A 22,661-nucleotide genomic window follows, 5' to 3' on the forward strand; every position below is an offset into this window, starting at 1 on the left:
CGGAAACAATGCACCTACGCCGATGCTCAGTCGAGTTTCGGATTGAGCAGCGCGTCGATCTTCGGATCCTTCATATTGGCCTTGGTGACCAGGTTGGCGCCGGTGTCGACATTGGCCTCGACCTTCTCGCCCTTCGAGGCGGCGAGCGCCGTCTTGATGCCGTCATAGCCCATCCGGTACGGATCCTGGACGACGAGAGCCGAAATGACGCCGTCGTTGAGGAACTTGATCAGCTTCTCGTCGCTGTCGAAGCCGACGAGCCCGACCTTGCCGGCCAGGCTGTTCTCGGCGATCGCCTGACCGACGCCCTGCGCCATGATCAGGTTGGAGGCGAAGATGCCCTTGAGGTTCGGATTGGCGGTGATCAGGTCGGTCGCGATGTTGAGGCCGGTCGTGGCCTGGCCGTCGGCATATTTGTCGGCGACGAGCTTGAGGCCCGGATATTTGGCGGCAAGCTGCTCCTTGAAGCCCTGGGCGCGCTGTTCGAGCGACCCGGCACCCGGAAGCGCGGTGATCAGGGCGACGTCGCCCTCGACTTTGCCGCCATTGGCCTCGCCGATGGCTGCCGCCAGGCCGTCGGCGGCGACGCGGCCGCCCTGGATGTTGTCGGTGGTCAGGAACGAGGTGAAGGCCTTGGAATCGGCGCCGGAGTCGATGCCGATGATTTTGACCTTGCTGGCAGCCTCATCGATCGGCTTGCCGAGCGCCTTGGCTTCGGTCGGTGCGATGACGACGGCGGCCGGGTTGCCGGCGACGGCGTTTTCAAGGATCGAGATCTGGCCGTTGACATCGGTCTCCGCCTGGGCACCGAGTTCCGGCACGTTGACGCCGAGGTCCTTGCCGGCCTTGCGGGCGCCGGCCAGAACGATCTGCCAGTAGAAAGAGGTGGTGTCCTTGACGATGATCGGAATGGTCACGTCCGCCGCCGAAGCCGGCGCCGAATGCATCACGCCGGCAAGCATCGAGGCGGCAGCGAGCGCCACGAATGCGCGGCGGTTGAGAATGCTGGTCACGAATTTCATTAGGTTTCCTCCCTAAGTCGCCCGGTGAACGTTGCGGAAGCTCGGTTTGGATAGGCGCTGCCCAAACGGAACTTTATCAATAAAAAACATTTACCGCATTTTGATAGTGCATAGGATGGGCCGGCGCAAGCGGTGTTTCGTATCGGTCTCCAGATGGCTAGACCGGAAGGGCCCTCCTTGCCGATCCTCATTTCCAACCCTACAGATCCTCTTCGAAAGGTATGGAATATTAATTCCACCAACCAGTCAATATGGAATATTCATTCTTTTTTGAGGCGTACGATTGTGACGCCTCCTGATCGCACCGTCCGCCGTTTAACCGGCGAATGGCGAAGGCCGCAGCGCATCAGCCAAGTTTCTGTACGACTGTGTAGGGATCATATTTGGCGAACTCTGTTTCGGGCACCGGGATGTCGAGCAGTTGGAGATTTCGCGCCAGATTGGCCGGTTTGGCGGTGCCCGTCAGCACAGAAGCTACCACAGGCTCATGCAGCGGAAACTGGAACGCCGCCGCGGCAAGCGGATAGCCGCCCTCGGCGGCGATTTTTTCCATGGCGCCGACGCGGTCGAGAATGTTCTGGGTGGCCGGCAGGTAGTCGAAATGCGCACCCGGCACCGGGCCGGTCGCCAAGATGCCGGAATTGAAGACGCCACCGATGATCAGCGAGGTTTGCCGTTGCCGGCAAAGCGGCAGCAATTCGGCTTCGGCGGTGCGGTCGAGCAGCGAATAGCGGCTGGCAAGCAGGATGCAGTCGAGCGGCGCCTGGCGCAGCACATCGAGACAGATCTGCACCTCGTTGACGCCAAGGCCGTAGGCGGAAATGACCTTGGACGACTTCAGCTCTTCCAGCGCCTTCAGCCCGCCATCCATCAACTGGCGGAAATGCAGCTTCGTTTTCTCGACGCCATGCGTGTAGACGCCGATGTCGTGGACGAACAGGATGTCGATTCGATTGAGGCCAAGCCGCGCATAGCTGAACTCGACCGAGCGCATGATGCCGTCGTAGGAATAGTCGTAGTCGAGCGCAAAGGGCAGCGGATCGACATAGGAATGGTCCGGAACCTGGTCTTCCGGCACCGGCCGGAACAGGCGCCCAACCTTGGTCGACAGCACGTAGGAGTCCCGCGGCTTGTCGCGCAGAAAATCGCCGAAGCGGCGTTCCGAGAGGCCGAAGCCATAGAAAGGCGCCGTATCGAAATAGCGCAAGCCGGTATCCCAGGCGACCTGCAGCGTCTGCATCGCCGCCTCGCGCGGGCAAGCTCGGTAGAGGCCGCCGACCGCCGCGCCGCCGAAGCTGACCTCGGTTATTTCCAGCGCGGTGCTGCCGACACGGCGTTTCTTCATGCAAAGCCTCCCACCGGCCATTTGCCTGGCCCGTCTATGTCGTAAGTCAGTTAGTGGCTGGTCTAGAGGGTCGCCCCGAGGTGCCAGGGCACGAACTCATTGTCGCCGTAGCCGAACTCCTCGCTCTTGGTCTTGCGGCCGGAAGCCGTCTCGACGATCAGTTCGAAGATCTCGCGGCCCATGCCGGCAATGGTCTTTTCGCCCGAGGCGATGACGCCGCAATTCACGTCCATGTCCTCTTCCATCTGATGATACATGGTCGAATTGGTGGCGACCTTGATCGATGGCGTCGGCCGGCAGCCGAAGCAGGAACCGCGGCCGGTGGTGAAGACGATGACGTTGGCGCCGCCCGCCACCTGGCCGGTGGCCGAAACCGGGTCGTAGCCGGGCGTGTCCATGAACACCAGCCCGTGCCCGGTGACCTTCTCGGCATAGCCGAAGACGCCGTTGAGCGGCGTCTGGCCGCCCTTGGCGACCGCGCCGAGCGACTTCTCCAAAATGGTGGTCAGGCCGCCGCGCTTGTTGCCGGGCGAGGGATTGTTGTCGATGGAGGCGCCATGCTTGGCGACATGGTCTTCCCACCACTTCACATAGCCGTCCAGCTTGGCTGCGATCTCCGGGGTCGCCGCGCGATAGGCGAGCAGATGCTCGGCGCCGTAGATTTCCGTGGTCTCGGAGAGGATGCCGATGCCGCCGACGCCCGCCAGGATGTCGACCGCGGCGCCCAGCGCCGGATTGGCGGTGATGCCGGACATGCCGTCCGAGCCGCCGCATTGCAGGCCGACGACGATCTCGCTGACCGGGATCGGCTCACGCTCAAGTTTGCCGACCTCCTCGGCGATCTCGGCCAGCACCAGCATCGCCTTCTCGACAGATTTGCGCGAGCCACCGGCTTCCTGGATGTTGAAATGGCGTTTTCCGGCGGCGACACCCTTCTGGCCATAGAGGGTGAGCTGATTGACCTCGCAGCCGAGCCCGACCATCAGCACGCCGCCGAAATTCGGATGGCGGGCATAGCCGGCAAGCGTGCGGTGCAGCACCATCATGCCGTCGCCGGTGGCGCTCATGCCGCAGCCCTGGCCGTGAACGATAGGAACAAAGCCGTCGATCCCCGGATATCTGGGCAGCAGTGTGCGGTTCGCCTCATCGGCGATGGCGTGGCAAACGGTGGCCGAGCAATTGACGCTGGCGAGAATGCCGATGAAGTTGCGCGTGCCGGCACGGCCGTCGGCGCGACGATAGCCCATGAAGGTGCGGGTGCGATCGGCCTCGGTCGCGTGCACGGCTTCGCTCGGCGGCACCACCGGCAAACGCCCGGACTCGAAGACCAGATTGTGCGAATGAACATGCTCGCCGGGCGCGATGGCTTCAGTGGCGCGGCCGATCGCCTGAGCGTATTTGACCACGGCCTCGCCAGCGGCGATCGGCTTGATCGCAACCTTGTGCCCGGGTTCGATCAACGCTGTGGCAACGGCGCCGCCCGGCAGCACCGCGCCGATCTCAATGCGGCCATTGGCGACCGCGACATTGTCAGCGGGAGACAGAAGAATGCTGTTTGCGGCGTTCACGGGCAGTTTCCTGGGTGTTCCTGGGATGTGCGAGCGGATTGACACGCGCCTGTTAAAAGATAATGTCTTTTATCGTGAAAAAACAGTTTTGCGTCAATTGTTTTTTCGCGAAAGCGTCGTGCGTTCTTAATGGATGTGCAGAAGGGCCGGACACTGGAACCTGGGCTGACGTCCGAAAAGCGATTCCGCTTCTTGGGGGCCTGCGCTAGCAACGTTGTCCATATTGCGCTTCAAGCCGGCCGCCGCAAGCGCTGGCGCAATGAGGCAGGGGATGTCAAAGAGCAACAACGTCTACAAGGACGCCTACAATCGCGGTCTGCGGCTGCTCGATGAAACGAAAAGTCTGCCGTCGGAGCCCGAACTGGGCACGCTGCTCGGCGTCAGCCGCACGACGATCCGCACCATCCTTGCGCGCATGGAAGAGACGGGGCTGATCGCCTGGAACAAGCGTAGCAAGACCGTTTTGCGCGTGCCGCGACCGGACGATTTTTTCCCCGAGGAAGAGACCGACACGCTGTCGCAGATCATCGAGCGCTCTTTCATGCGGCGGCTGCTTGCCGGCGGCGCCGAGCCCGGCATGCAGATCAACGAGCTCGAGCTGGCGCGCGAGATCGGCGTCGGCACCACCAGCGTGCGCGAGTTCCTGATCCGCTTTTCCCGCTTCGGGCTGATCGAGAAACGCCGCAACAGCCATTGGGTGCTGAAAGGTTTTACCCGCGCTTTCGCGCTGGAATTGACCGAAATCCGCGAGATGTTCGAACTGCGCTCGGCCGCCGCCTTTGCCGCCCTGCCCGAAGACAGTCCGGTCTGGGCCGACCTCGACCTCCTGGAAGACGAGCATCGCCTGCTGGCACGCGAGATCGCCACGCGTTTCAATGAATTCTCGGAGCTCGACGAGCGCTTTCACCGGCTGATCCACCGCGCATCGCACAACCGCTTCATCGTCGATTTCTACGACGTCATCGCCATGATTTTCCACTACCACTACCAATGGAACAAGGCGCAGGAGCGCGAGCGCAACGAGGTGGCCGTCACGGAGCATCTGGCCTATATCGCGGCGCTCAAATCGCGCGATCTCGGCAAGGTCGACGCCGCCTGCCGCAAGCATCTGAAGTCGGCGCGCAATACGCTGCTGACATCGATACCGGAAGGCCAGCAGCCGCACCGGGCTTAAAGCGCCGCGTTGCCGCAGCAATGATTTGGCGATTTTCCACCTGCTGAGCCCGTGCTAGATATCTGGCCGTTGCTGCGTGGAGAGGCAGGTCTTTGAATATCCGGCGGAGACGATGGAGCATGCCGGCCGCGTTCGCCGCGGCCTATTTGCTCGTGCTCCAGTCGGTAGTCGGCGCATTCGCCTTCGGCACCGGACCGGATGCTTCGCAACTCGACGCTTTCGGCAATGTCATCTGCACTCAGGAGGGCGCCGCCCAGCTTCCGGGCGGCGATCCGCACCAGCAGCACATGCCGGCCTGCTGCATGCTTGGCTGCGGTGTGGCCTCGGCTACTTACGTGCCGCCGCCCGCTGCCGGGATGGTGCCCGGCAATTTTCCCGTCGAAACCGTCGCGTTTGTGCTGCCGGCGTTCCGGCACCTCGATTTCAGCCGCGACCGCTCGCCGTCGAATCCGCGCGCGCCGCCGGCGTCGGCCTGATCCGTTCCAGATCGCCTTGCGAAAGCCTTCGCAAGCGCATTCATTCAACATCGAAACTGTTCGCGACCGGCCGACGGCGCGATTTCTCAGTTCTTGGAGCTATCATGTCTCATTCTTTCCGCGCGCGGTTCGGCCGCAACAGCCTCTTCCTGCACAGCTTCGAGGAGCGGCTCGGCATCACCGTGTTCGTCCTCGCCCTCCTGTTCGTCAGCGCCCAGGCCGTTTTCGCGCATGAGTTCAGGGTTGGGGACCTCGAGATCGGGCATCCCTGGTCGCGCGCCACACCGCCCGGCGCCAAAGTGGCTGGCGGCTATTTCACCGTCACCAACACCGGCAGTTCGCCGGACCGGCTGCTGTCGATTTCCTCGGAAATTTCGGCCAAGGCCGAACTGCATGAAATGGGCGTGAGCGATGGCGTCATGACCATGCGGCCGGTCACCGGCGGCCTTGAAATTCCAGCCGGCGGTAAAGTCGCGCTGGCACCCGGCGGCTATCATCTGATGTTCGTCGGGCTGAAACGGCAACCAAAGCAAGGCGAGACTTTTCCAGCCACGCTGACCTTCGAGAAGGCCGGCGCCGTCACCGTCGACTTCGCTGTGGAAGGCATCGGTGAAACGGGGGGTATGGACAATCACGCCAACTGACCCGGCCAGATCCGGACAATTCGAAATTTGAGGGAACCATCATGAACAGGTATCTTTTGTCGGCCGGCGCGTTTCTCGTCTTGGGGACAAGCGCGGCCTTTGCCCACGTCACACTCGAAACGCAGGAAGCGGCGGTCGGTTCGACCTACAAGGCCGTCCTGCGCGTGCCACACGGCTGCGACGGCAAGGCGACGACCGCCGTGCGCGTGCAGATCCCGGAAGGGGTGATTTCGGTGAAGCCGATGCCGAAGCCGGGCTGGACGCTGCAGGTCAAGAAAGGCAGATACGAGAAATCCTATCAGCTCCATGGTCAAGAGGTGAGCAACGGCGTCAAGGAAGTCGACTGGAGCGGCGGCAGCCTGCCGGACGAATTCTACGACGAATTCGTCTTCCGCGGGACATTGGCGGCGGACCTGCCGGCCGGCCAAACGCTCTACTTCCCGGTGGTGCAGGAATGCGACGGCGTTGCCGAACGCTGGATCGAGATTCCGGCGGCCGGCCAGGATGAGGATGCGCTGGAATATCCGGCGCCCGGCCTCAAGCTTTCGCCGAAGAAATGATTTTTTGGCGGCGCGCTTTGTTCGAAAGAGCGCGCCGCCGCCTTTGTGACATTGACATGAGCCTGGCATCTTTTCGGTGGACGACCTGCAGGTTCGGCAAGCGCGCCGGTTGGCTTGCCATTGGCCTGCTGGCCGCGATCGTGCTGCTCGCCGTCATTATCGCGCCAAATCAGGCTTTTGCCCACGCAGCGCTGGTCACAGCTGACCCGGCCGACGGCACCGTGCTGGCACAGAGCCCAGCGCAGTTCTCGCTGACTTTCAGCGAGCCGGTCTCGCCGCTGGTGCTGACCCTGGTGCGGCCTGACGGGACGCCGGTTCCGCTGACATCCTTTCGGCTCAATGGCCAGACGGTCGAGATCGACAATCCGCAGACGCTTGGATCCGGCACGCATGTGCTGAGCTGGCGGGTGATTTCCGCCGATGGCCATCCGGTCGGCGGCTCGGTGCTGTTTTCCATTGGCGCGCCGAGTGCTGCGCCGGCCGTCTCCGAAGCTGTCGACCGGGGTCTGGGGTCGGCGATCTGGATCGGCAAGGTCTTTCTCTATGTCGGCCTCTTTCTCGGCGTCGGCGGCGCCTTTGCCATCGCCTGGCTGGCGAAGGGCGGGCGTTCCGGCCAGCGCTTCGTCATCGCCGCAATCCTGTGCGGCCTTGTCGCGGCACCCTTGTCGGTCGGCTTGCAGGGACTGGACGCGCTCGGCGCACCGCTCGCCCGGCTGGCGCAGCCGGGCGTCTGGCAGGCCGGGCTCGGCACCAGCTTCGGCTGGACGGTGCTGGTCGCGCTGGTGGCGCTCGGGCTTGGCCTGCTGTCGCTGGTCGGGCCGCGCGGCGGTGCAAAACTGTCTGCCCTTGCCGGCTTGGCCGGTGTCGGTGCCGCTCTCGCCGCCAGTGGGCACGCAAGTGCCGCCGAACCGCAATGGCTGACAAGGCCGATGGTGTTTCTGCACGGTGCCGGCATTGCCTTCTGGGCCGGGGCGCTGACGCCGCTCGGTCTCGCCATGAGGCGGAAGCCGGTCGAGGCCACGCCTTTCCTGCGCCGGTTTTCCCAAGCGATCCTGCCTGTCGTGGCCATGCTTGCTGCCACCGGCATCGTGCTGGCCATCATCCAGGTGCAGGCGCCCGCGGCTTTGCTTGAGACCGCCTATGGCCAGTTGCTGCTGGTCAAGCTGGCGCTGCTGTTCTTCCTGTTCACGCTCGCCGCGACCAACCGCTGGAAGCTGACCGCTCCGGCCGAAGCGGGGGAGACGGAAGTGCAGAGGAGGCTGGTCCGCTCCATCGGCGTTGAAATGCTGATCATTCTGGCGATCTTCGGCGTTGCCGCCGGCTGGCGCTTCACGCCGCCGCCACGCGCCCTGGCGATCGCAGCTGCGCAGCCGGCATCGATCCATATCCACACACCGAAGGCGATGGCCGACCTCAGCATCACGCCCGGCCAAGTTGGGCCGGTTGCTGCGTCTATCGTCATCATGACCGGCGATTTCGGTCCGCTCGATGCTGAGCAAGTGACGTTGGTGCTGTCAAAACCCGATGCCGGCATCGAGCCGATCAAACGCGCGGCGACAAAGCGCGGCGGTGGCACCTGGCGTGTCGACGATCTCGTCGTCCCGGTCCCCGGCCGATGGACGGCGCGGCTCGATATTCTCGTCTCGGATTTCGAGATCGTGAAGCTAGAGGCCTCGATCGATATCGGGCGATGAGGACCAGCCGGCAGTCTGCGCAACACATTTCGGCGAGGCGGTTGACGCAGGCTTGAAGGCCCGTCATTCATTTTCGACAAGAATGGCATCCCAAGAAGAACGGGCATCGCTACAAATCGCGGCCTCAACAAAGATCCGAAAGCAGGGAAGAAACGATGGAAAAAGCCGAAATCGGCCTGATCGGCCTTGGCACGATGGGCTCCAACCTGGCGCTCAACATCGCCGAGAAGGGGCACCGCATAGCCGTCTTCAACCGCACCGCCGCGCGCACCGACGCCTTTGTCGAGAATGCCGGCGCGCTGAAGAACATGGTCGTGCCCTGCTACAGCCTGGAGGAGCTCGCCGCCGCCATCCGGCCGCCGCGTCCGATCATCATCATGGTGCTGGCCGGCAAGCCGGTCGACGAGCAGATCGCGGCGCTGCGCGGCGTGCTGTCGGCCAACGACATCGTCATCGATGCCGGAAACGCCAATTTCCGTGACACGATGCGACGCTTCTCCGAGCTTTCCGATTCGGGTCTCACCTTCATCGGCATGGGCGTGTCCGGCGGCGAAGAGGGCGCGCGCCATGGACCGTCGATCATGGTCGGCGGCACGGAAGAGTCCTGGAAGCGCGTCGAAAAGGTGCTGACCGCCATTTCGGCCAAGTTCAGGGACGAGCCCTGCGCTGCATGGCTTGGCACCGATGGCGCCGGGCATTTCGTCAAGACCATCCACAACGGCATCGAATATGCCGACATGCAAATGATCGCCGAGATCTACGGCATTTTGCGCGACGGCTTGGGCATGGGGCCGAAGGAGATCGCACAGGTGTTTGCCGGCTGGAACAAGGGCCGGCTCAACTCCTATCTGATCGAGATCACCGCCAAGGTGCTGGCCGCCGACGATCCGAAGACCGGCAAGCCGATGGTCGACATCATCCTCGACCGCGCCGGCCAGAAGGGCACCGGAAAATGGTCGGTCATCGAGGCGCAACAGCTCGGCATTCCGGCCACGGCGATCGAGGCGGCGGTGGCGGCGCGCGTCTTGTCGTCGATCAAGGACGAGCGCCTGGCCGCCGAAAAGGCCTATGGCAATGGCGGCGTGACCAAGATTGCCGGCGACAAGGCTGCTCTTCTCGGGGATCTCGAACTGGCGCTGTTCGCCGGCAAGATCGCGGCCTACGCGCAGGGCTTCGCGGTGATGAGCGGCGCCTCGAAGGAGTTCAACTGGAACCTGCCAATGCCGACCATCGCCAAGATCTGGCGGGCCGGCTGCATCATCCGTTCGCAAATGCTGGACACGATGGCAGAAGCCCTTGGCGCCGGTGGCGCTTCGACCAATCTGTTGATGGCGCCGGCCTTCATTGCGATGATGCAGGAGGCGCATCCGTCGCTGCGGCGCATCGTGGCAAGAGCGTCGGAGGCTGGCTCGCCGGTGCCGGCGCTGTCGTCGGCGCTGGCCTATTTCGACAGCTACCGCCAGGGCCGCGGCACCTCGAACCTGATCCAGGCGCAACGCGATTTCTTCGGCGCGCATGGCTTCGAGCGCATCGACGGGCCGGGCGCGTTCCATGGCCCGTGGGGCAGCGGAGCAGCGGGTTAGCGCCGCGACTTGGACCTAGAGTCCAATTTTGCGGTTGCCAGAAAGCAGACATCTCCAGCGACCAACTGGGTGTCGGGTCGCGCCAGGAACCTGCTATGCCGGTAGAGACGATTGACCGTCTCATCGGTATCGGCGGAGCCGCGAATCTGTGGTAAGCCGCCGCTCAACCAACCAAAGGACGACACCTGTGAGCGAACCGACCGTGGCCCAGGCGACCGAAAGTATCTATGCCTCCCTCCGGGCGGACAATGCCGACATCGACGCACATATCGCGACGCTTAAAGCGGCGCTGACACGAGAAGGGATAAAACAGGCGGTGTTCGATCCGACCAAGTTGGCGCAGAACAACCGCTCGGGGCGCAAGTTGATGCAGGCCTATTTTCGGCAGCGCGGCGTGAGCGTGAGGTTTTCGGACTAGTAGAGCCGCGCGCGGGTGATCTCAAGCGCGCCGTTGGGTGTTCTCGGGCCGGTCCGGCGGTTCGCCATCTGGACGTCGGGACTGCGCTACATTTCGGCCGGTTGGGTCGCCTTGAGGCTGCCGTGAAAGCTGCCGGTGACCTGCCGACATGCGGCGTGGTGCAGGCATGGCCGGCCTTGGGCGCGGTCATCGGAGTTCCGTTCAGCCGCTGTTGAGTGCTTCGTCCAGTGCCGTCGTCTGGGCCTTGACGAAGGCCTGGGAGATGGCGGCTTTCGCTTCGATGGCGTCGAAGTTGTGGTAGGCGCCGGGCACTACGTGCAGGGTGCTGGCGACGCCGGCCTGCTGCAGTCGCCGGGCGTAGGTGACGTCCTCGTCGTGGAACAGGTCGTTGGTGCCGACGCCGATCCATGCGGGCGGCAGGCCGGAGAGGTCGTCATAGCGGGCCGGCGCGGCTAGCGGGGGCACGTTGCCGTCCGCGGTGGCTGGGCCGAGGTAGGAGCGCCAGCCGAACCGGTTGCTGGCCGGGCTCCAGAGGCGGAGCCGCCGCGGGTCGATGTCGATGCGGGTGGTGGTCCGGTCATCCAGCATTGGGTAGGACAGCAGTTGCAGGACCGGACGGATCTCGCCGCGTTCCTTCGCCAGCAGCGCCAACGCGGCGGCCAGACCGCCGCCGGCGCTGGCGCCGCCGATGGCGATGCGTGCGGGGTCGATGTCGGGTTGGCCGGCGAGCCATTGCAGCGCGGTGTAGCAGTCTTCCAGCGGCGCCGGGAACGGGTGCTCGGGCGCGAGCCGGTACTCCACCGAGACGACGACGATGTTGAGCTGATCGGCGATCAGGCGGCAGAAGGCGCTGTCCTGCGCCGCGTCGCCGAGCACCATTCCGCCGCCGTGGATCCACAACAGTGCAGGAGTCCGAGGCCGGGCCGAAGCCGGGCGAAAGACGTGTACCGACACGTTGGCGTCCACGGATACGACCTGCGCGTCCGGCCGCCGGGTGATCCCGGTGAGCTTGGTGAGGACACGGAGCGCGGGAAGCGTTCCGGCGGTGATGATGGTGCGGGGAAGGAACCGCGCGGCTCGCAGTTGTGGGTTGAAGGGTTGCTCGGTCATCGTGGTTCCTGTCTGATGGAGGGCGACGTCGCCGGGTGTGCCGGGGCTTGTCACAGAAATGAGGGTCATGGTCGGAGCTCGGCGTCCACCAGGGCCAGGGCGTTGCGGAGGCCCTGCTCGAGGAGGTCGTCGGAGAGTTGTCGGTCGGTCAGGGCGCGGCAGAGTTGTAGCGTCCCGGCCATCAGGCCGAGGAGGCTGAGCGCCTTCACGCGGGCCGAGGGCGGATCTTCGGGTGCCATGCGGGCAGCGAGGCCGTCGATGACGACCAGCACGCCGTCGGTGTACGCCTGCCTGATTGCGTCCGCGCTGCGCCCGATCTCGTCGAGCAGGGCGGCGTTGGGGCAGCCGTCGCCGGGGTTGTCCCGGTGGTGGGCCGACAGGTACCAGCGCACGATCTGTTCGAGGCCGGCCAGGCCGGGCTCCGCCAGCTCGACGATGTTCGCGTGCAGTGTGTGCAGTTGGTCGGTGACCGCCTCCGCGACGAGGCTGTCCTTGGATTCGAAGTGGGCGTAGAAGGCGCCGTTGGTCAGGTCCGCGTCCTTCATCAGCGTCGCGACTCCGGAGCCGTCGATACCGTCCCGCTTGAGCCGTCGACCGGCCGTCGCAATGATCCGCTGCCTTGTCTCCTGCTTGTGTTCTTTCGTGTAACGCACCATGCGTTCCTCCATCTCAACCGGGTTTCGCGCTCCGGATACCGCTATGTCCTGGTCAGTTGTCAGTGGATCTAAGCAGCGATCAGCTCGGCATCCGGTTGAATCTGCGGATGACGCGGTCGAAGATCCGGGCCGGGGCGACGCGGTGCACCGCGTTGATGATCCGGGCGGTCGTACCGGCCGTGCGCCGTAGTTTTGGGTTCCGGTCGGTGGCCGCCGCGACGATCACCTTGGCGACGACGGCGGGGTCGTCGCCGCTGCTGAGGTTCTTCTCCAGCAGCTCGTCGTAGTTGCGCCGTCCCGCCGCGTAGAGCGGCATGGGGGTGTCGGCCTCCACGCTGTGGCCTGCGAACGGAGTGTTGATCGGGCCGGGCTCGACGAGCAGGACCCGGACGCCGTAATCGCGAACCTCGTGGTCCAGCGATTGGGAGTAGCCTTCGACCGCGTGCTTGGTCGAGACGTAGAGGGCCATGAACGGGCTGGGGACGAATCCGCTGAGGGAGGAGACATTGATGATGCGTCCGCGGCCTTGGACGCGCATGTGCGGCAGGACCGCCTTGGTCGTCCGCATGATGCCGTAGACGTTAATGTCGAAGATGTCCTGCGTCTGGGTAATCGAGAACTCCTCGGCTGCGCCGGTTGTGCCAACGCCGGCGTTGTTGACCAGGACGTCGATGTGGCCGAGCCGATCGATCACCTGCTTGACCGCTGAGGCGACCGATTCGTCGCTGGTCACGTCGAGGTCGAGGTAGGTCACCCCGGCGGGCGCGGTGAGTTGCGCGGTGTTGCGGCCGGTTCCGATCACCTGGAAACCTGCGGCGGCCAAGGCGATCGCTGTGGCCTTGCCGATGCCTGAGGTGGCGCCTGTTACGAGCGCAACCTGCGGAGTTGTTGTCATCATGAGCTCCTGAAGTTTTGAATTACGTTCGTACGACAATAGCCGTTTGGTAGTCGCAAAGCAAGGATTAAATTATGTTCGTACTTTCATGGAGGGCGAGACGAGGACCACAGCGGGCCGGACGGGCGAAGGTATGCCGGTCTCGCATGAGCCGGCCTTCGTGGCCGACGTGGATTGCATCTGCGATCCAGCGACCGTGGTCGAGATCCTGGAGGGCTATCTGGCGAGGCTGATCGTCGATGGCCGCAGCCTCTGTTGAAATCATTGATGTTGCAGCTGATTTGCAATCCGGTGCGTGTGCCATCCGAACGGTGGTCCCGTCGGAGTGACCGCTATCCGCGTTTCGACGCCAAAAAGCAGACAGGCGCTTTCGGCCCCAAGGCTGCCAGTCAGCAGCGTGTTTTTTGCAGGCAAGTGGAATCACTGGCGTCGCAGAAATGCGGCTAAGGCAAATAGATGGAGCCGGATGCCCAGTTCAATTTGAACGTATCCCGCTCTAGTCGGGACGGCGATAGGCCAGGACTTCGGTCGGCACGCTCAGGCTCTGCAGTGAGCCAGGTGCGGCGCCGCCGATCCAGCCCAGCACGGAACGGGCCAGCTCGGCGCCGGCCAGCCGGAAGTCCTCGTTGACGACCAGCAATTCCCTGCGGAACAGATGCAGCAGGTCCGACGACTGCTTGGACACCACGTCGACGTCCCGGCCGAGCTTGAGGCCGGCGTCCTCGATGCCGGCGACGATGGCGAGTGTCGCGGCGGCGGCGCTGCTGACGAAGCCATCCGGCCTGACGTCGCGACGCATTAGCTGCGCGGTCCTCATCCTGATCTGCTCGATCGAGTGGTCGATCGAAACGGTGTTGAACGGGATCTCGCTGGCGCCGACCTCGCTCAGCGCATCGGTAAAGCCGTTCAGCGCATGGCGGTGATAGGTCAGCTCGACTGGTGGTGCCAGCAGAGCCAGCCTGCGGCGGCCGATGCCGGCCAGGTGGCGCACAGCCTCGGTCGCGAACGCGTAGTTGTCGAAATCATGATAGGGGTGGATCAACCCCATATCGGTGCGGCCGTGCGTGGCAAAGGGGATGCCACGCTCCAGCAGGTAACGGGCCCTGGGGTCATTCGGCTGGGTTCGCGAAATGATGACGCCGTCGGCAGAGCCGGTTTCCACCAGATAGCGTATCGGGTCCAGGGGATCCTGCGAGCGTGAATACGGCGTGACGATCAGGTGATAGGGCGTGTCGGCGATGACTTCCGAGACGCCGTAGATGATGTCCGAGACAAAGCTCATGATCTCGTGCTCGGTGTTGAGCACCAGACTGATGACGTTGGTCTTGCCGGTCCGCAGGCGCACGCCTGCACGGTTGGGGCGGTAGCCGATCTGCTTGGCGACGAGCTGGACGCGCCGCCTGGTCTCGGCGCCGATTTCGGGCGCGTCCTTCAGCGCCCGCGACACGGTGGTGACGCCCAGCCCGGTCATGAAGGCAAGCGTCTTCAGCGTCGGCCGGCCCTGTCCCGACGCCTCGTCGTCCTTTTCCGTTCGATGTCTGTCCATTCACCCCGCCCGTCAGGCGCATAGCAGTTGCCGTGCAGGCCGGCAATCGGCGGATTGCGGCTCGCCAGCGACTCTCCGCCTGGTGAACATCCTATACACTGAAACGTTACAGATTGTCACTTGCCATCGCGCAGCGGTTCGGGGCAGGTTCTCTGCACGCGCGACGTTTCATTCGAGGCAAAGTCGTTGGACGTTGGCAAGGGCTTGCCAGCGGGAACAGAATTTGGCCGAATTTCATGCGTGCAGCATCATTTTTTGCAGTGCAACCTGTCTTGCTGCGACGCAACGGCCGGCAATTGGCCTGCGGATTTGTTCGCGGCTCGAAAAAATGTCGGGCCGCTCCTATTTCGGGGGTTGCACGCCCAACGCAATTGCCGTATCGAAAATCTGTAACGTTTCAGATTCTGGGAGGAGCCGAAATGCGATACCAAGTCATGACCGCTGCGTTGGCGGTGACAACCGCGCTGCAATTCGCCGGCCCGGCGGCAGCGACGGATCTGGAAGTCACCCATTGGTGGACTTCGGGCGGCGAAGCGGCGGCGGTCGCCGAATTCGCCAAGGCGTTCGACGCGACAGGTAATCATTGGGTCGACGGCGCTATCGCCGGTTCCGGCGGCACGGCACGGCCGATCATGATCAGCCGTATCACTGGCGGCGATCCGATGGGCGCCACCCAGTTCAACCACGGCCGGCAAGCGGAAGAATTGGTGCAGGCCGGTCTGATGCGCGACTTGACCGATCTCGCCACCAGGGACAAGTGGAGGGAAATCGTGCAGCCCAAGAGCCTGCTCGACGGCTGTACCCTCGACGGCAAGATCTATTGCGTGCCGGTCAATATTCACTCCTGGCAGTGGCTGTGGCTGTCGAACGCTGCCTTCGAAAAGGCCGGTGTGCCGGTGCCGAAGAATTGGAACGAGTATGTCGCAGCCGCCCCTGCACTGGAAAAAGCAGGCATCATACCGCTCGCAGTCGGCGGGCAGCCCTGGCAATCCTCCGGGACCTTCGACGTGCTGCTTACGGCGGTCGGCGGCACGGATACTTTCTTGAAGGTCTATCGCGACAAGGACGCGGAATTCGCTGCCGGGCCCGGGGTCGCCAAGGTGTTCAAGGCCGCCGACGATGCCCGCAAGATGGCGAAGAACACCAATGTGCAGGACTGGAACCAGGCCACAAATCTCGTCATTGCCGGCAAGGCCGGCGGCCAGATCATGGGCGACTGGGCGCAGGGCGAATTCCAGGTAGCCGGCCAGACCGCCGGCAAGGACTATACGTGTCTTCCCGGCCTTGGCCTGAACGAGGTCATCGCCACCGGCGGTGACGCCTTCTACTTCCCGCTGCTGCAAGACGCTGAAAAGTCCAAGGCGCAGGAAGCGCTGGCCGAAACGCTGCTCGACCCCAAGACGCAGGTCGCCTTCAACCTCAAGAAGGGTTCGCTGCCGGTGCGCGGCGATATCGACCTCCAGGCGGCGAACGACTGCATGAAGAAAGGGCTCGACATCCTGGCCAAGGGCAGCGTCATGCCCTGGACCGACCAGCTGCTGACGCAGGACACCCAAAAGCAGAAGGAGGACCTTTTCTCGGAGTTCTTCGCCAAGCCGGACATGACCGTGGAAGAGGCGCAAAAGCGCTTCGCCGACATCGTCGCCTCAGCGGACTGACGATCGACGAACCGCTCGCTCCCGGCCCGCCGCGGGGCCGGGAGCTCAGGGTCAAGGCCCTAACCTTCGGCCTTGACCCTCCCGCCTTTACCCGATCCAGCCCGGCTGTGCAGATGAGCAAGAGCGAACGCCCCAATCAACTCTTCCGCAACCTTAACGCCAAGGTTGCCTCTATTCCGATGGTCCTCACCGCACTGGTGATCTTCGTCGGCGGCAGCGCGTGGACGGTGCTCTATTCCTTCACTAATTCGAAGCTGCTGCCGCGGCTGAACTTCGTCGGGCTCGACCAGTATTATCGGCTGTGGTCGACGCCGCGTTGGCTGGTCTCCATTGAGAACCTCCTGGTCTACGGCGTGCTGTCGCTGGTGTTCTCTCTCGTAATCGGCTTCCTGCTGGCGGCGCTGCTCGACCAGAAGATCCGTTTCGAGGACACGTTCCGCACCATCTTCCTCTATCCCTTCGCGCTCTCGTTCATCGTCACCGGTCTTGTCTGGCAATGGCTGCTCAATCCGGAGTTCGGAATCCAGGGGGTGGTGCGCGGCCTCGGCTGGGAGAGCTTCAACTTCGATCCGCTCTACAATTCCGACATCGTCATCTACGGCATATTGATCGCCGCGCTCTGGCAAGGCACCGGGCTCATCATGTGCCTGATGCTGGCAGGCCTGCGCGGCATCGACGAGGATATCTGGAAGGCCGCGCGGGTGGATGGGATACCCACCTTGAAGACGTATCTCTTCATCATCATCCCGATGATGCGCCCGGTCTTCATCACCGCGCTGGTCATCATCGCTGCCGGTATTGTCAAGGTCTATGACCTGGTTGTCGCCCAGACCAGCGGCGGTCCCGGCATCGCCTCCGAAGTGCCGGCCAAATATGTCTATGACTACATGTTCTTCGCCCAGAACCTGGGCCAGGGCTTCGCCGCCTCGACCATGATGCTGCTGTCGGTGGTGGTCGTCATCGTGCCGTGGGCCTATCTCGAATTCGGAGGCAAGAAGCGTGTCTGACCATGCCGCTTCCCTGCCTGCCGGCACGGGCTCTATCGGGCTTGAGGCATCCGGGCCGCGAGGGCCGAAGCCGCGGCATGTGTTCTCGCGCCGCAACATCTTCCTCTATGGCACGCTCATCGTGGTGGCGCTGTACTATCTCCTGCCGCTCTATGTGATGGTGGTGACGTCGCTCAAGGGCATGCCGGAGATCCGCCTCGGCAACATCTTCTCACCGCCGCTCGAGATCACCTTTGAGCCTTGGGTGAAGGCCTGGTCCAGCGCCTGCACCGGCCTCAACTGCGACGGGCTCTCGCGCGGCTTCTGGAATTCGGTGCGCATCACCGTTCCGTCGGTCATCCTGTCGATCGCGATCGCTTCCGTGAACGGATACGCGCTTGCGAACTGGCGCTTCAAGGGGGCCGACACTTTCTTCGTGATCCTGATCGTCGGCGCCTTCATCCCCTATCAGGTGATGATCTATCCGATCGTCATCATCCTGCGCGAAGTCGGCCTCTACGGCAGCCTAAGCGGCCTGGTGATCGTCCATTCCATCTTCGGCATGCCGATCCTGACATTGTTGTTCCGCAACTATTTTTCTTCCATGCCGGAGGAACTGTTCCGGGCGGCGCGCGTCGACGGCGCCGGCTTCTGGGGCATCTATTTCCGTATCATGCTGCCGATGTCGCTGCCGATCTTCGTCGTCGCTATCATCCTGCAGGTGACCGGCATCTGGAACGACTTCCTGTTCGGTGTCGTCTACACCCGCCCCGACACCTATCCGATGACGGTGCAGCTCAACAACATCGTCAACTCGGTGCAAGGCGTGAAGGAATACAACGTCAACATGGCCGCCACCATCCTGACCGGCCTTGTACCGCTCGTCGTCTACTTCATTTCCGGCAAGCTCTTCGTGCGTGGCATCGCCGCCGGCGCGGTGAAAGGATGATGATGACAAGAATGGAAAATCCCATGGGTTCAATCCGGAATCCCAGTGTCTCGATCCAGGACCTGTCGCTGAATTTCGGCGCGGTGTCGGTGCTGGAGACGCTCAACATCGATGTCGCCGAAGGCGAGTTCATCGTGCTGCTCGGGCCGTCCGGCTGCGGCAAGTCGACCTTGCTCAACTGCATCGCCGGCCTGCTCGACGTTTCGGACGGCCGCATCTTCATCAAGGGCAAGAACGTCACCTGGGAGGAACCCAAGGACCGTGGCATCGGCATGGTGTTCCAGTCCTACGCGCTCTATCCGCAGATGACGGTTGAGAAGAACCTGTCCTTCGGGCTGCGCGTCGCCGGCATCGCCAAGGACGAGATCGCCAAGCGGATCGCGCGGGCCGCCGAAATCCTGCAGATCGAGCCACTACTGCAACGCAAGCCGTCGGCGCTTTCGGGGGGGCAGCGCCAGCGTGTCGCCATCGGGCGGGCGCTGGTGCGCGACGTCGACGTCTTCCTCTTCGATGAGCCGCTTTCCAATCTCGACGCCAAGCTGCGGGCGGAGCTGCGTGTCGAAATCAAACTGCTGCACAGCAAGCTGCAGAACACCATGATCTACGTCACCCACGACCAGATCGAGGCGATGACGCTGGCCGACCGCATCGCGGTGATGAAGGGCGGCGTTATCCAGCAGCTCGATGCACCGCAGACGATCTACAATCGCCCGGTCAACCGTTTCGTCGCCGGCTTCCTCGGCTCGCCGGCGATGAATTTCCTCGACGGCAGGCTGGAGAAGGACGAGGGCAACTGGTATTTCGCCGCCGAGGATGTGCGGATCCCGCTTGCCACCTACGCTTTCGAAAAGGAGCCCGTGCCGGGGGCGGCCGTGTTCGGTATCCGGCCCGAGCATGTCGCGTTCAACAGCGGCGCTGGATGGCCGTTCACAGCCATGTCAAATGTCGTGGTCGTCGAGCCCATGGGTTCCGACACGCTGGTCTGGCTGAAGCTCGGAAATCAGAATTTCACGGTGCGGGTGACATCTGAGCGCACGCCAAACAACGCCGACACCGTGAGCATCGGTTTTGATCCGACGCGCGCTTCGCTGTTCGACGCCGCAACCGGCACCCGCCTTTAACTCTCCAGAACCTCAATCCCAAGAATTTCACCTCAAACACATCCATCCCCAGAGAACGGACAGAGACGATGAATTGGTCATTCCAACTTTACAGCGCCCGCAATTTCCAACCTTGGGAAGGGGTGCTCCAGATGCTCGGCGAGCTCGGCTACGCGCAAGTCGAGGGGTTCGGCGGCGTCTATGACGACCCCAAGGCATTTCGTGCCGAACTCGACAAGAACGGCCTCACCATGCCGACCGGCCATTTCTCGATGGATGCGCTCGAGAAGGATTTCGACGGCGTGCGCAAAATCGCCGATGCGCTCGGCATCACACTGCTGATCTGCCCCTATTTGGTCGCCGAGAGCAGGCCGACCGACACGGAAGGCTGGCGCGGCTTCGGAGCACGCCTGGCCAAGGTCGGCGAGACGGCTGAGAAAGCCGGCTACGGCTTTGCCTGGCACAACCATGATTTCGAGTTCAAGAAGCTTGCCGACGGCTCGGTGCCGCAGGACCATATCCTGGCGGCAGCGCCCGACATCGGCTGGGAGATGGACGTGGCCTGGGTGGTGCGCGGCGGCGACGATCCGCTGCCCTGGATCGAGAAGTATGGCAAACGCATCGCCGCCGTCCATGTCAAGGACATTGCCAAGCCCGGCGAGGGACTCGATGAGGACGGCTGGTCGGATGTCGGCCACGGCACGATCGACTGGGCTGGTCTGATCAAGGCGCTACGCGCCAAGAGCGCCGCCAAATACTACGTCATGGAACAGGACAACCCCAACGACATCGCGCGCTTCGCCCGCCGCTCGATCGCAGCCGCCAAGACCTATTAGGAGCAAACCAGCATGGCAAAAAAACTTGGGATCGGCGTCATCGGCTGCGGCAACATTTCGAAGGCGTATTTCTCGTTTGCGCCGCTGTTTCGCGGCATCGAGATGCGCGCCTGCGCGGATATCAACATGGATGCGGCCAAGGCGCGGGCGAAGGAGTTTAAGCTGCGCGCCGACACAGTCGAAGGGCTGCTCAAGGCTGACGATATCGACATCATCGTCAACCTCACCGTTCCGGCGGTGCACTATGAGGTGTCGAAACAGATCCTCGATGCCGGCAAGCACGTCTATTCGGAAAAGCCGTTCGTGCTGTCGGTCAAGGAAGGGCTCGACCTGAAGAAGCTGGCGGAGAGAGATGGACTGCGCATCGGCTCTGCGCCCGACACTTTCCTCGGCGGCGCGCATCAGCTTGTCCGCAACCTGATCGACACTGGCAAGCTCGGCAAGATCACCAGCGGCACATGCCATGTGATGAGCCATGGGATGGAGCATTGGCACCCCAATCCGGACTTCTTCTTCCAGCCTGGCGCTGGTCCGGTGCTCGATATCGGACCCTATTACATCACCAATTTGATCCAGCTGATCGGGCCGGTGAAGCAGGTGGCAGCCTTCGCTTCGATCCCGAAGACAGAGCGCACGATCTCGTCCAAGCCTCGCGCCGGCGAAAAAATCCTGGTCGCAACGCCGACGACGATCCACGGCGTGATGGAGTTCGAGAATGGCGCCGTGGTGACGCTCAACACCAGCTGGGACGTGTGGAGCCATGGCCATGCGCCGATGGAGCTCTACGGCGAGTTGGGCACGGTGTTCTTGCCGGATCCGAATTTCTTCGGCGGCGACGTTCGCGTCACCGACGCCGCCAAGCCGGTCAAGAAGCTGCCGAAATGGAAGCATCCGTTCGGCGTGCCCAACCAGATGCATTCGCATGGCATGATGGCCAACTACCGCACCGCCGGTCTCGCCGACATGGCACTGGCGATTGCGGAAGGCCGGCCGCATCGATGCTCGATGGAACTGGCGCTGCATGCCGTCGATGTGATGACCGGCATGTTGCGGTCGGGCGCGAGCGGAAAGTTCGTTGCCATGCAGACCACCTGCGAACGGCCTGCGGCACTGGGCGTCAAGGATGCGGAAGGGCTCTTGGCAAAGAAGAAAGGGCTCTTGGCGAAGAAGAAATAGGGTAAGCGCTTCAGTGATTGCGACACGTGCTGTTTACCGTCGACCCCTCTCCCCATAGAAACGGGGAGAGGCTAAGGGTGAGGGGCAGAGCCGACTCACCCTTTTTCGCGGTGGCAACTGCCGGGCTCGCTTTTGATTTGAGGATCTCCCATGCCCTATGTGCCCGCCGAAAACCGCTACGAGAAAATGATCTACAATCGCTGCGGGCGATCCGGCCTGAAATTGCCGGCGATCTCGCTCGGGCTCTGGCACAATTTCGGAAACGACACGCCGCATCGGACCAAGCAGGCGATCGCGCGCAAAGCCTTCGATCTCGGCATCACGCATTTTGACCTCGCCAATAATTACGGCCCGCCGCCCGGTTCGGCGGAGACGGCTTTTGGCGAAATCCTGCGGACGGATTTCTCCTCCTATCGCGACGAGCTGATCATCTCGACCAAGGCCGGCTATGAGATGTGGGCCGGACCCTACGGCGAATGGGGCGGGCGCAAATATGTGCTGGCCAGCCTCGACCAGAGCCTGAAGCGGATGGGGCTCGACTATGTCGACATCTTCTATTCGCACCGCTTCGACCCCGATACTCCGCTGGAAGAAACGATGGGTGCGCTCGATCACGCGGTGCGCTCGGGCAAGGCGCTTTATGCCGGCATCTCCTCCTACAATTCGCAGCGCACGCGCGAGGCCGCCGACATATTGAAGCAGCTCGGCACGCCTTGCGTCATCCATCAGCCGAGCTATTCGATGCTCAATCGCTGGGTCGAGGACGACGGTCTGCTCGATACGCTGGAGGGGCTCGGCGTCGGCTCGATCGTGTTCACGCCGCTGGCGCAAGGCATGCTGACCGACAAATATCTCGGCGGTATCCCGCAGGGCAGCCGCGCCAGCCAGGGCAAGTCGCTGAAGGCGGCCTTCATCAACGACAAGACCATCGCCAACATCAAGGCGCTGAACGCGATTGCCGGCCGACGCGGGCAGACGCTGGCGCAGATGGCGCTGGCCTGGGTGCTGCGCAAGGGCCGGGTGACCTCGGCGCTGATCGGCGCCAGCCGGCCGGAGCAGGTCGAGGACTGCGTCGGCGCGCTGAAGGTGCTCGACTTCAGCGATGCCGAGCTCGCCGAAATCGACATCTACGCACGCGAAGCCGACATCAATCTGTGGGCCGCCTCCGCCGAGCGCCAGGGTCCGCCACGCAAATGATCCACCACGGAAGTGATCCACTACGGAAGTGATTGGCAACGCATAGCCGAACAGGTACGGCGGGAAGT

At 63.2% G+C, this 22,661-nt stretch carries 22 protein-coding genes; 15 read left to right on the plus strand and 7 right to left on the minus strand.

Going from position 1 to position 22,661, the window contains the following annotated elements; all coding sequences use genetic code 11:
• Positions 1–26 precede the first annotated feature (26 nt).
• From EOB36_RS09160 to EOB36_RS09170, 3 genes are all read right to left on the minus strand, one after another.
• A complete protein-coding gene (locus EOB36_RS09160; RefSeq protein WP_095488293.1) occupies positions 27–1,022 on the minus strand; it encodes an ABC transporter substrate-binding protein in 996 nt (331 codons plus the stop codon).
• Between the two features lie 346 nt (positions 1,023–1,368).
• Complete coding sequence (locus EOB36_RS09165; RefSeq protein ID WP_128284715.1) at positions 1,369–2,367, minus strand: aldo/keto reductase; 999 nt, start codon at positions 2,365–2,367, stop codon at positions 1,369–1,371.
• A 62-nt stretch (positions 2,368–2,429) separates the two neighbouring features.
• Positions 2,430–3,935 carry an altronate dehydratase family protein gene (locus tag EOB36_RS09170; protein WP_127204958.1) on the minus strand — a complete coding sequence of 502 codons (1,506 nt, stop codon included), beginning with the start codon at positions 3,933–3,935 and terminating at the stop codon, positions 2,430–2,432.
• Positions 3,936–4,206: 271 nt separating this feature from the next.
• Here EOB36_RS09170 and EOB36_RS09175 point away from each other — a divergent pair, with 271 nt between their 5' ends.
• The 7 genes from EOB36_RS09175 to EOB36_RS09205 all read left to right on the plus strand — a co-directional run bounded on the left by EOB36_RS09175 (position 4,207) and on the right by EOB36_RS09205 (position 10,484).
• Positions 4,207–5,109: a GntR family transcriptional regulator gene (locus EOB36_RS09175; RefSeq protein ID WP_128284716.1), complete on the plus strand. Its 903-nt coding sequence runs from the start codon at positions 4,207–4,209 to the stop codon at positions 5,107–5,109.
• A gap of 119 nt (positions 5,110–5,228) precedes the next feature.
• On the plus strand, positions 5,229–5,585 hold the full coding sequence (locus tag EOB36_RS09180; RefSeq protein ID WP_127204956.1) for a DUF2946 family protein: 357 nt from the start codon (positions 5,229–5,231) through the stop codon (positions 5,583–5,585).
• 104 nt (positions 5,586–5,689) lie between these two features.
• A complete protein-coding gene (locus EOB36_RS09185; protein WP_127204955.1) occupies positions 5,690–6,229 on the plus strand; it encodes a copper chaperone PCu(A)C in 540 nt (179 codons plus the stop codon).
• A 41-nt stretch (positions 6,230–6,270) separates the two neighbouring features.
• Entirely contained in the window at positions 6,271–6,789 is a 519-nt protein-coding gene (locus EOB36_RS09190) for a YcnI family protein (protein ID WP_127204954.1), read from the plus strand.
• 56 nt (positions 6,790–6,845) lie between these two features.
• Positions 6,846–8,483 (plus strand): copper resistance CopC/CopD family protein, encoded by a 1,638-nt coding sequence (locus tag EOB36_RS09195; RefSeq protein WP_128284717.1) that lies wholly within the window; start codon positions 6,846–6,848, stop codon positions 8,481–8,483.
• A 155-nt stretch (positions 8,484–8,638) separates the two neighbouring features.
• Positions 8,639–10,066 carry an NADP-dependent phosphogluconate dehydrogenase gene (gndA, locus tag EOB36_RS09200; protein ID WP_127204952.1) on the plus strand — a complete coding sequence of 476 codons (1,428 nt, stop codon included), beginning with the start codon at positions 8,639–8,641 and terminating at the stop codon, positions 10,064–10,066.
• 187 nt (positions 10,067–10,253) lie between these two features.
• Positions 10,254–10,484: a hypothetical protein gene (locus EOB36_RS09205; protein WP_095488311.1), complete on the plus strand. Its 231-nt coding sequence runs from the start codon at positions 10,254–10,256 to the stop codon at positions 10,482–10,484.
• Positions 10,485–10,685: 201 nt separating this feature from the next.
• Here the strand turns inward: EOB36_RS09205 and EOB36_RS09210 are convergent, their stop codons facing one another.
• The 3 genes from EOB36_RS09210 to EOB36_RS09220 all read right to left on the minus strand — a co-directional run bounded on the left by EOB36_RS09210 (position 10,686) and on the right by EOB36_RS09220 (position 13,148).
• Positions 10,686–11,594: an alpha/beta hydrolase gene (locus tag EOB36_RS09210; RefSeq protein WP_126104853.1), complete on the minus strand. Its 909-nt coding sequence runs from the start codon at positions 11,592–11,594 to the stop codon at positions 10,686–10,688.
• Positions 11,595–11,659: 65 nt separating this feature from the next.
• Positions 11,660–12,250 (minus strand): TetR/AcrR family transcriptional regulator, encoded by a 591-nt coding sequence (locus tag EOB36_RS09215; protein WP_127204951.1) that lies wholly within the window; start codon positions 12,248–12,250, stop codon positions 11,660–11,662.
• A 79-nt stretch (positions 12,251–12,329) separates the two neighbouring features.
• Positions 12,330–13,148, minus strand: a complete 819-nt coding sequence (locus EOB36_RS09220; protein WP_126104855.1) for an oxidoreductase — start codon at positions 13,146–13,148, stop codon at positions 12,330–12,332.
• Positions 13,149–13,278: 130 nt separating this feature from the next.
• Between EOB36_RS09220 and EOB36_RS35715 the strand changes: the two genes are divergently transcribed.
• Positions 13,279–13,404, plus strand: coding sequence for a hypothetical protein (locus tag EOB36_RS35715; protein WP_280953389.1), 126 nt, complete (start codon positions 13,279–13,281; stop codon positions 13,402–13,404).
• Between the two features lie 237 nt (positions 13,405–13,641).
• On the opposite strand, the gene EOB36_RS09225 is transcribed toward EOB36_RS35715, so the two are convergent.
• Positions 13,642–14,691: a LacI family transcriptional regulator gene (locus tag EOB36_RS09225; protein ID WP_095488321.1), complete on the minus strand. Its 1,050-nt coding sequence runs from the start codon at positions 14,689–14,691 to the stop codon at positions 13,642–13,644.
• A 419-nt stretch (positions 14,692–15,110) separates the two neighbouring features.
• Here EOB36_RS09225 and EOB36_RS09230 point away from each other — a divergent pair, with 419 nt between their 5' ends.
• The 7 genes from EOB36_RS09230 (at position 15,111) to mgrA (ending at position 22,593) form a co-directional block, all read left to right on the plus strand.
• The gene (locus EOB36_RS09230) at positions 15,111–16,349 is read left to right on the plus strand and encodes an ABC transporter substrate-binding protein (RefSeq protein ID WP_127204950.1); all 1,239 of its coding nucleotides are present in this window, start codon (positions 15,111–15,113) and stop codon (positions 16,347–16,349) included.
• A gap of 113 nt (positions 16,350–16,462) precedes the next feature.
• Complete coding sequence (locus tag EOB36_RS09235) at positions 16,463–17,356, plus strand: sugar ABC transporter permease (protein WP_127204949.1); 894 nt, start codon at positions 16,463–16,465, stop codon at positions 17,354–17,356.
• Positions 17,349–18,284, plus strand: coding sequence for a carbohydrate ABC transporter permease (locus EOB36_RS09240; protein WP_164897483.1), 936 nt, complete (start codon positions 17,349–17,351; stop codon positions 18,282–18,284). Before EOB36_RS09235 ends, EOB36_RS09240 begins: the two co-directional genes overlap by 8 nt.
• Before the next feature lie 23 nt (positions 18,285–18,307).
• Positions 18,308–19,405: an ABC transporter ATP-binding protein gene (locus EOB36_RS09245; protein ID WP_127204947.1), complete on the plus strand. Its 1,098-nt coding sequence runs from the start codon at positions 18,308–18,310 to the stop codon at positions 19,403–19,405.
• 68 nt (positions 19,406–19,473) lie between these two features.
• Positions 19,474–20,220 (plus strand): sugar phosphate isomerase/epimerase, encoded by a 747-nt coding sequence (locus EOB36_RS09250; protein ID WP_127204946.1) that lies wholly within the window; start codon positions 19,474–19,476, stop codon positions 20,218–20,220.
• A gap of 12 nt (positions 20,221–20,232) precedes the next feature.
• The gene (locus EOB36_RS09255; protein WP_127204945.1) at positions 20,233–21,396 is read left to right on the plus strand and encodes a Gfo/Idh/MocA family oxidoreductase; all 1,164 of its coding nucleotides are present in this window, start codon (positions 20,233–20,235) and stop codon (positions 21,394–21,396) included.
• Between the two features lie 150 nt (positions 21,397–21,546).
• Positions 21,547–22,593 carry an L-glyceraldehyde 3-phosphate reductase gene (gene mgrA, locus EOB36_RS09260; RefSeq protein ID WP_126104862.1) on the plus strand — a complete coding sequence of 349 codons (1,047 nt, stop codon included), beginning with the start codon at positions 21,547–21,549 and terminating at the stop codon, positions 22,591–22,593.
• Positions 22,594–22,661: the final 68 nt, after the last annotated feature.

The sequence above is a fragment of the Mesorhizobium sp. M6A.T.Cr.TU.017.01.1.1 genome, assembly GCF_004023115.1.
GTDB lineage: Bacteria > Pseudomonadota > Alphaproteobacteria > Rhizobiales > Rhizobiaceae > Mesorhizobium > Mesorhizobium mediterraneum.

Coding starts and splice junctions, on each gene's coding strand:
- EOB36_RS09160 (WP_095488293.1), bottom strand. CDS start 1,022: ATGAAATTCGTGACCAGCATTCTCAACCGCCGCGCATTCGTGGCGCTC.
- EOB36_RS09165 (WP_128284715.1), bottom strand. CDS start 2,367: ATGAAGAAACGCCGTGTCGGCAGCACCGCGCTGGAAATAACCGAGGTC.
- EOB36_RS09175 (WP_128284716.1), top strand. CDS start 4,207: ATGTCAAAGAGCAACAACGTCTACAAGGACGCCTACAATCGCGGTCTG.
- EOB36_RS09180 (WP_127204956.1), top strand. CDS start 5,229: ATGCCGGCCGCGTTCGCCGCGGCCTATTTGCTCGTGCTCCAGTCGGTA.
- EOB36_RS09185 (WP_127204955.1), top strand. CDS start 5,690: ATGTCTCATTCTTTCCGCGCGCGGTTCGGCCGCAACAGCCTCTTCCTG.
- EOB36_RS09190 (WP_127204954.1), top strand. CDS start 6,271: ATGAACAGGTATCTTTTGTCGGCCGGCGCGTTTCTCGTCTTGGGGACA.
- EOB36_RS09195 (WP_128284717.1), top strand. CDS start 6,846: ATGAGCCTGGCATCTTTTCGGTGGACGACCTGCAGGTTCGGCAAGCGC.
- gndA (WP_127204952.1), top strand. CDS start 8,639: ATGGAAAAAGCCGAAATCGGCCTGATCGGCCTTGGCACGATGGGCTCC.
- EOB36_RS09210 (WP_126104853.1), bottom strand. CDS start 11,594: ATGACCGAGCAACCCTTCAACCCACAACTGCGAGCCGCGCGGTTCCTT.
- EOB36_RS09215 (WP_127204951.1), bottom strand. CDS start 12,250: ATGGTGCGTTACACGAAAGAACACAAGCAGGAGACAAGGCAGCGGATC.
- EOB36_RS09220 (WP_126104855.1), bottom strand. CDS start 13,148: ATGATGACAACAACTCCGCAGGTTGCGCTCGTAACAGGCGCCACCTCA.
- EOB36_RS35715 (WP_280953389.1), top strand. CDS start 13,279: ATGCCGGTCTCGCATGAGCCGGCCTTCGTGGCCGACGTGGATTGCATC.
- EOB36_RS09225 (WP_095488321.1), bottom strand. CDS start 14,691: ATGGACAGACATCGAACGGAAAAGGACGACGAGGCGTCGGGACAGGGC.
- EOB36_RS09230 (WP_127204950.1), top strand. CDS start 15,111: ATGCGATACCAAGTCATGACCGCTGCGTTGGCGGTGACAACCGCGCTG.
- EOB36_RS09235 (WP_127204949.1), top strand. CDS start 16,463: ATGAGCAAGAGCGAACGCCCCAATCAACTCTTCCGCAACCTTAACGCC.
- EOB36_RS09245 (WP_127204947.1), top strand. CDS start 18,308: ATGGGTTCAATCCGGAATCCCAGTGTCTCGATCCAGGACCTGTCGCTG.
- EOB36_RS09250 (WP_127204946.1), top strand. CDS start 19,474: ATGAATTGGTCATTCCAACTTTACAGCGCCCGCAATTTCCAACCTTGG.
- EOB36_RS09255 (WP_127204945.1), top strand. CDS start 20,233: ATGGCAAAAAAACTTGGGATCGGCGTCATCGGCTGCGGCAACATTTCG.
- mgrA (WP_126104862.1), top strand. CDS start 21,547: ATGCCCTATGTGCCCGCCGAAAACCGCTACGAGAAAATGATCTACAAT.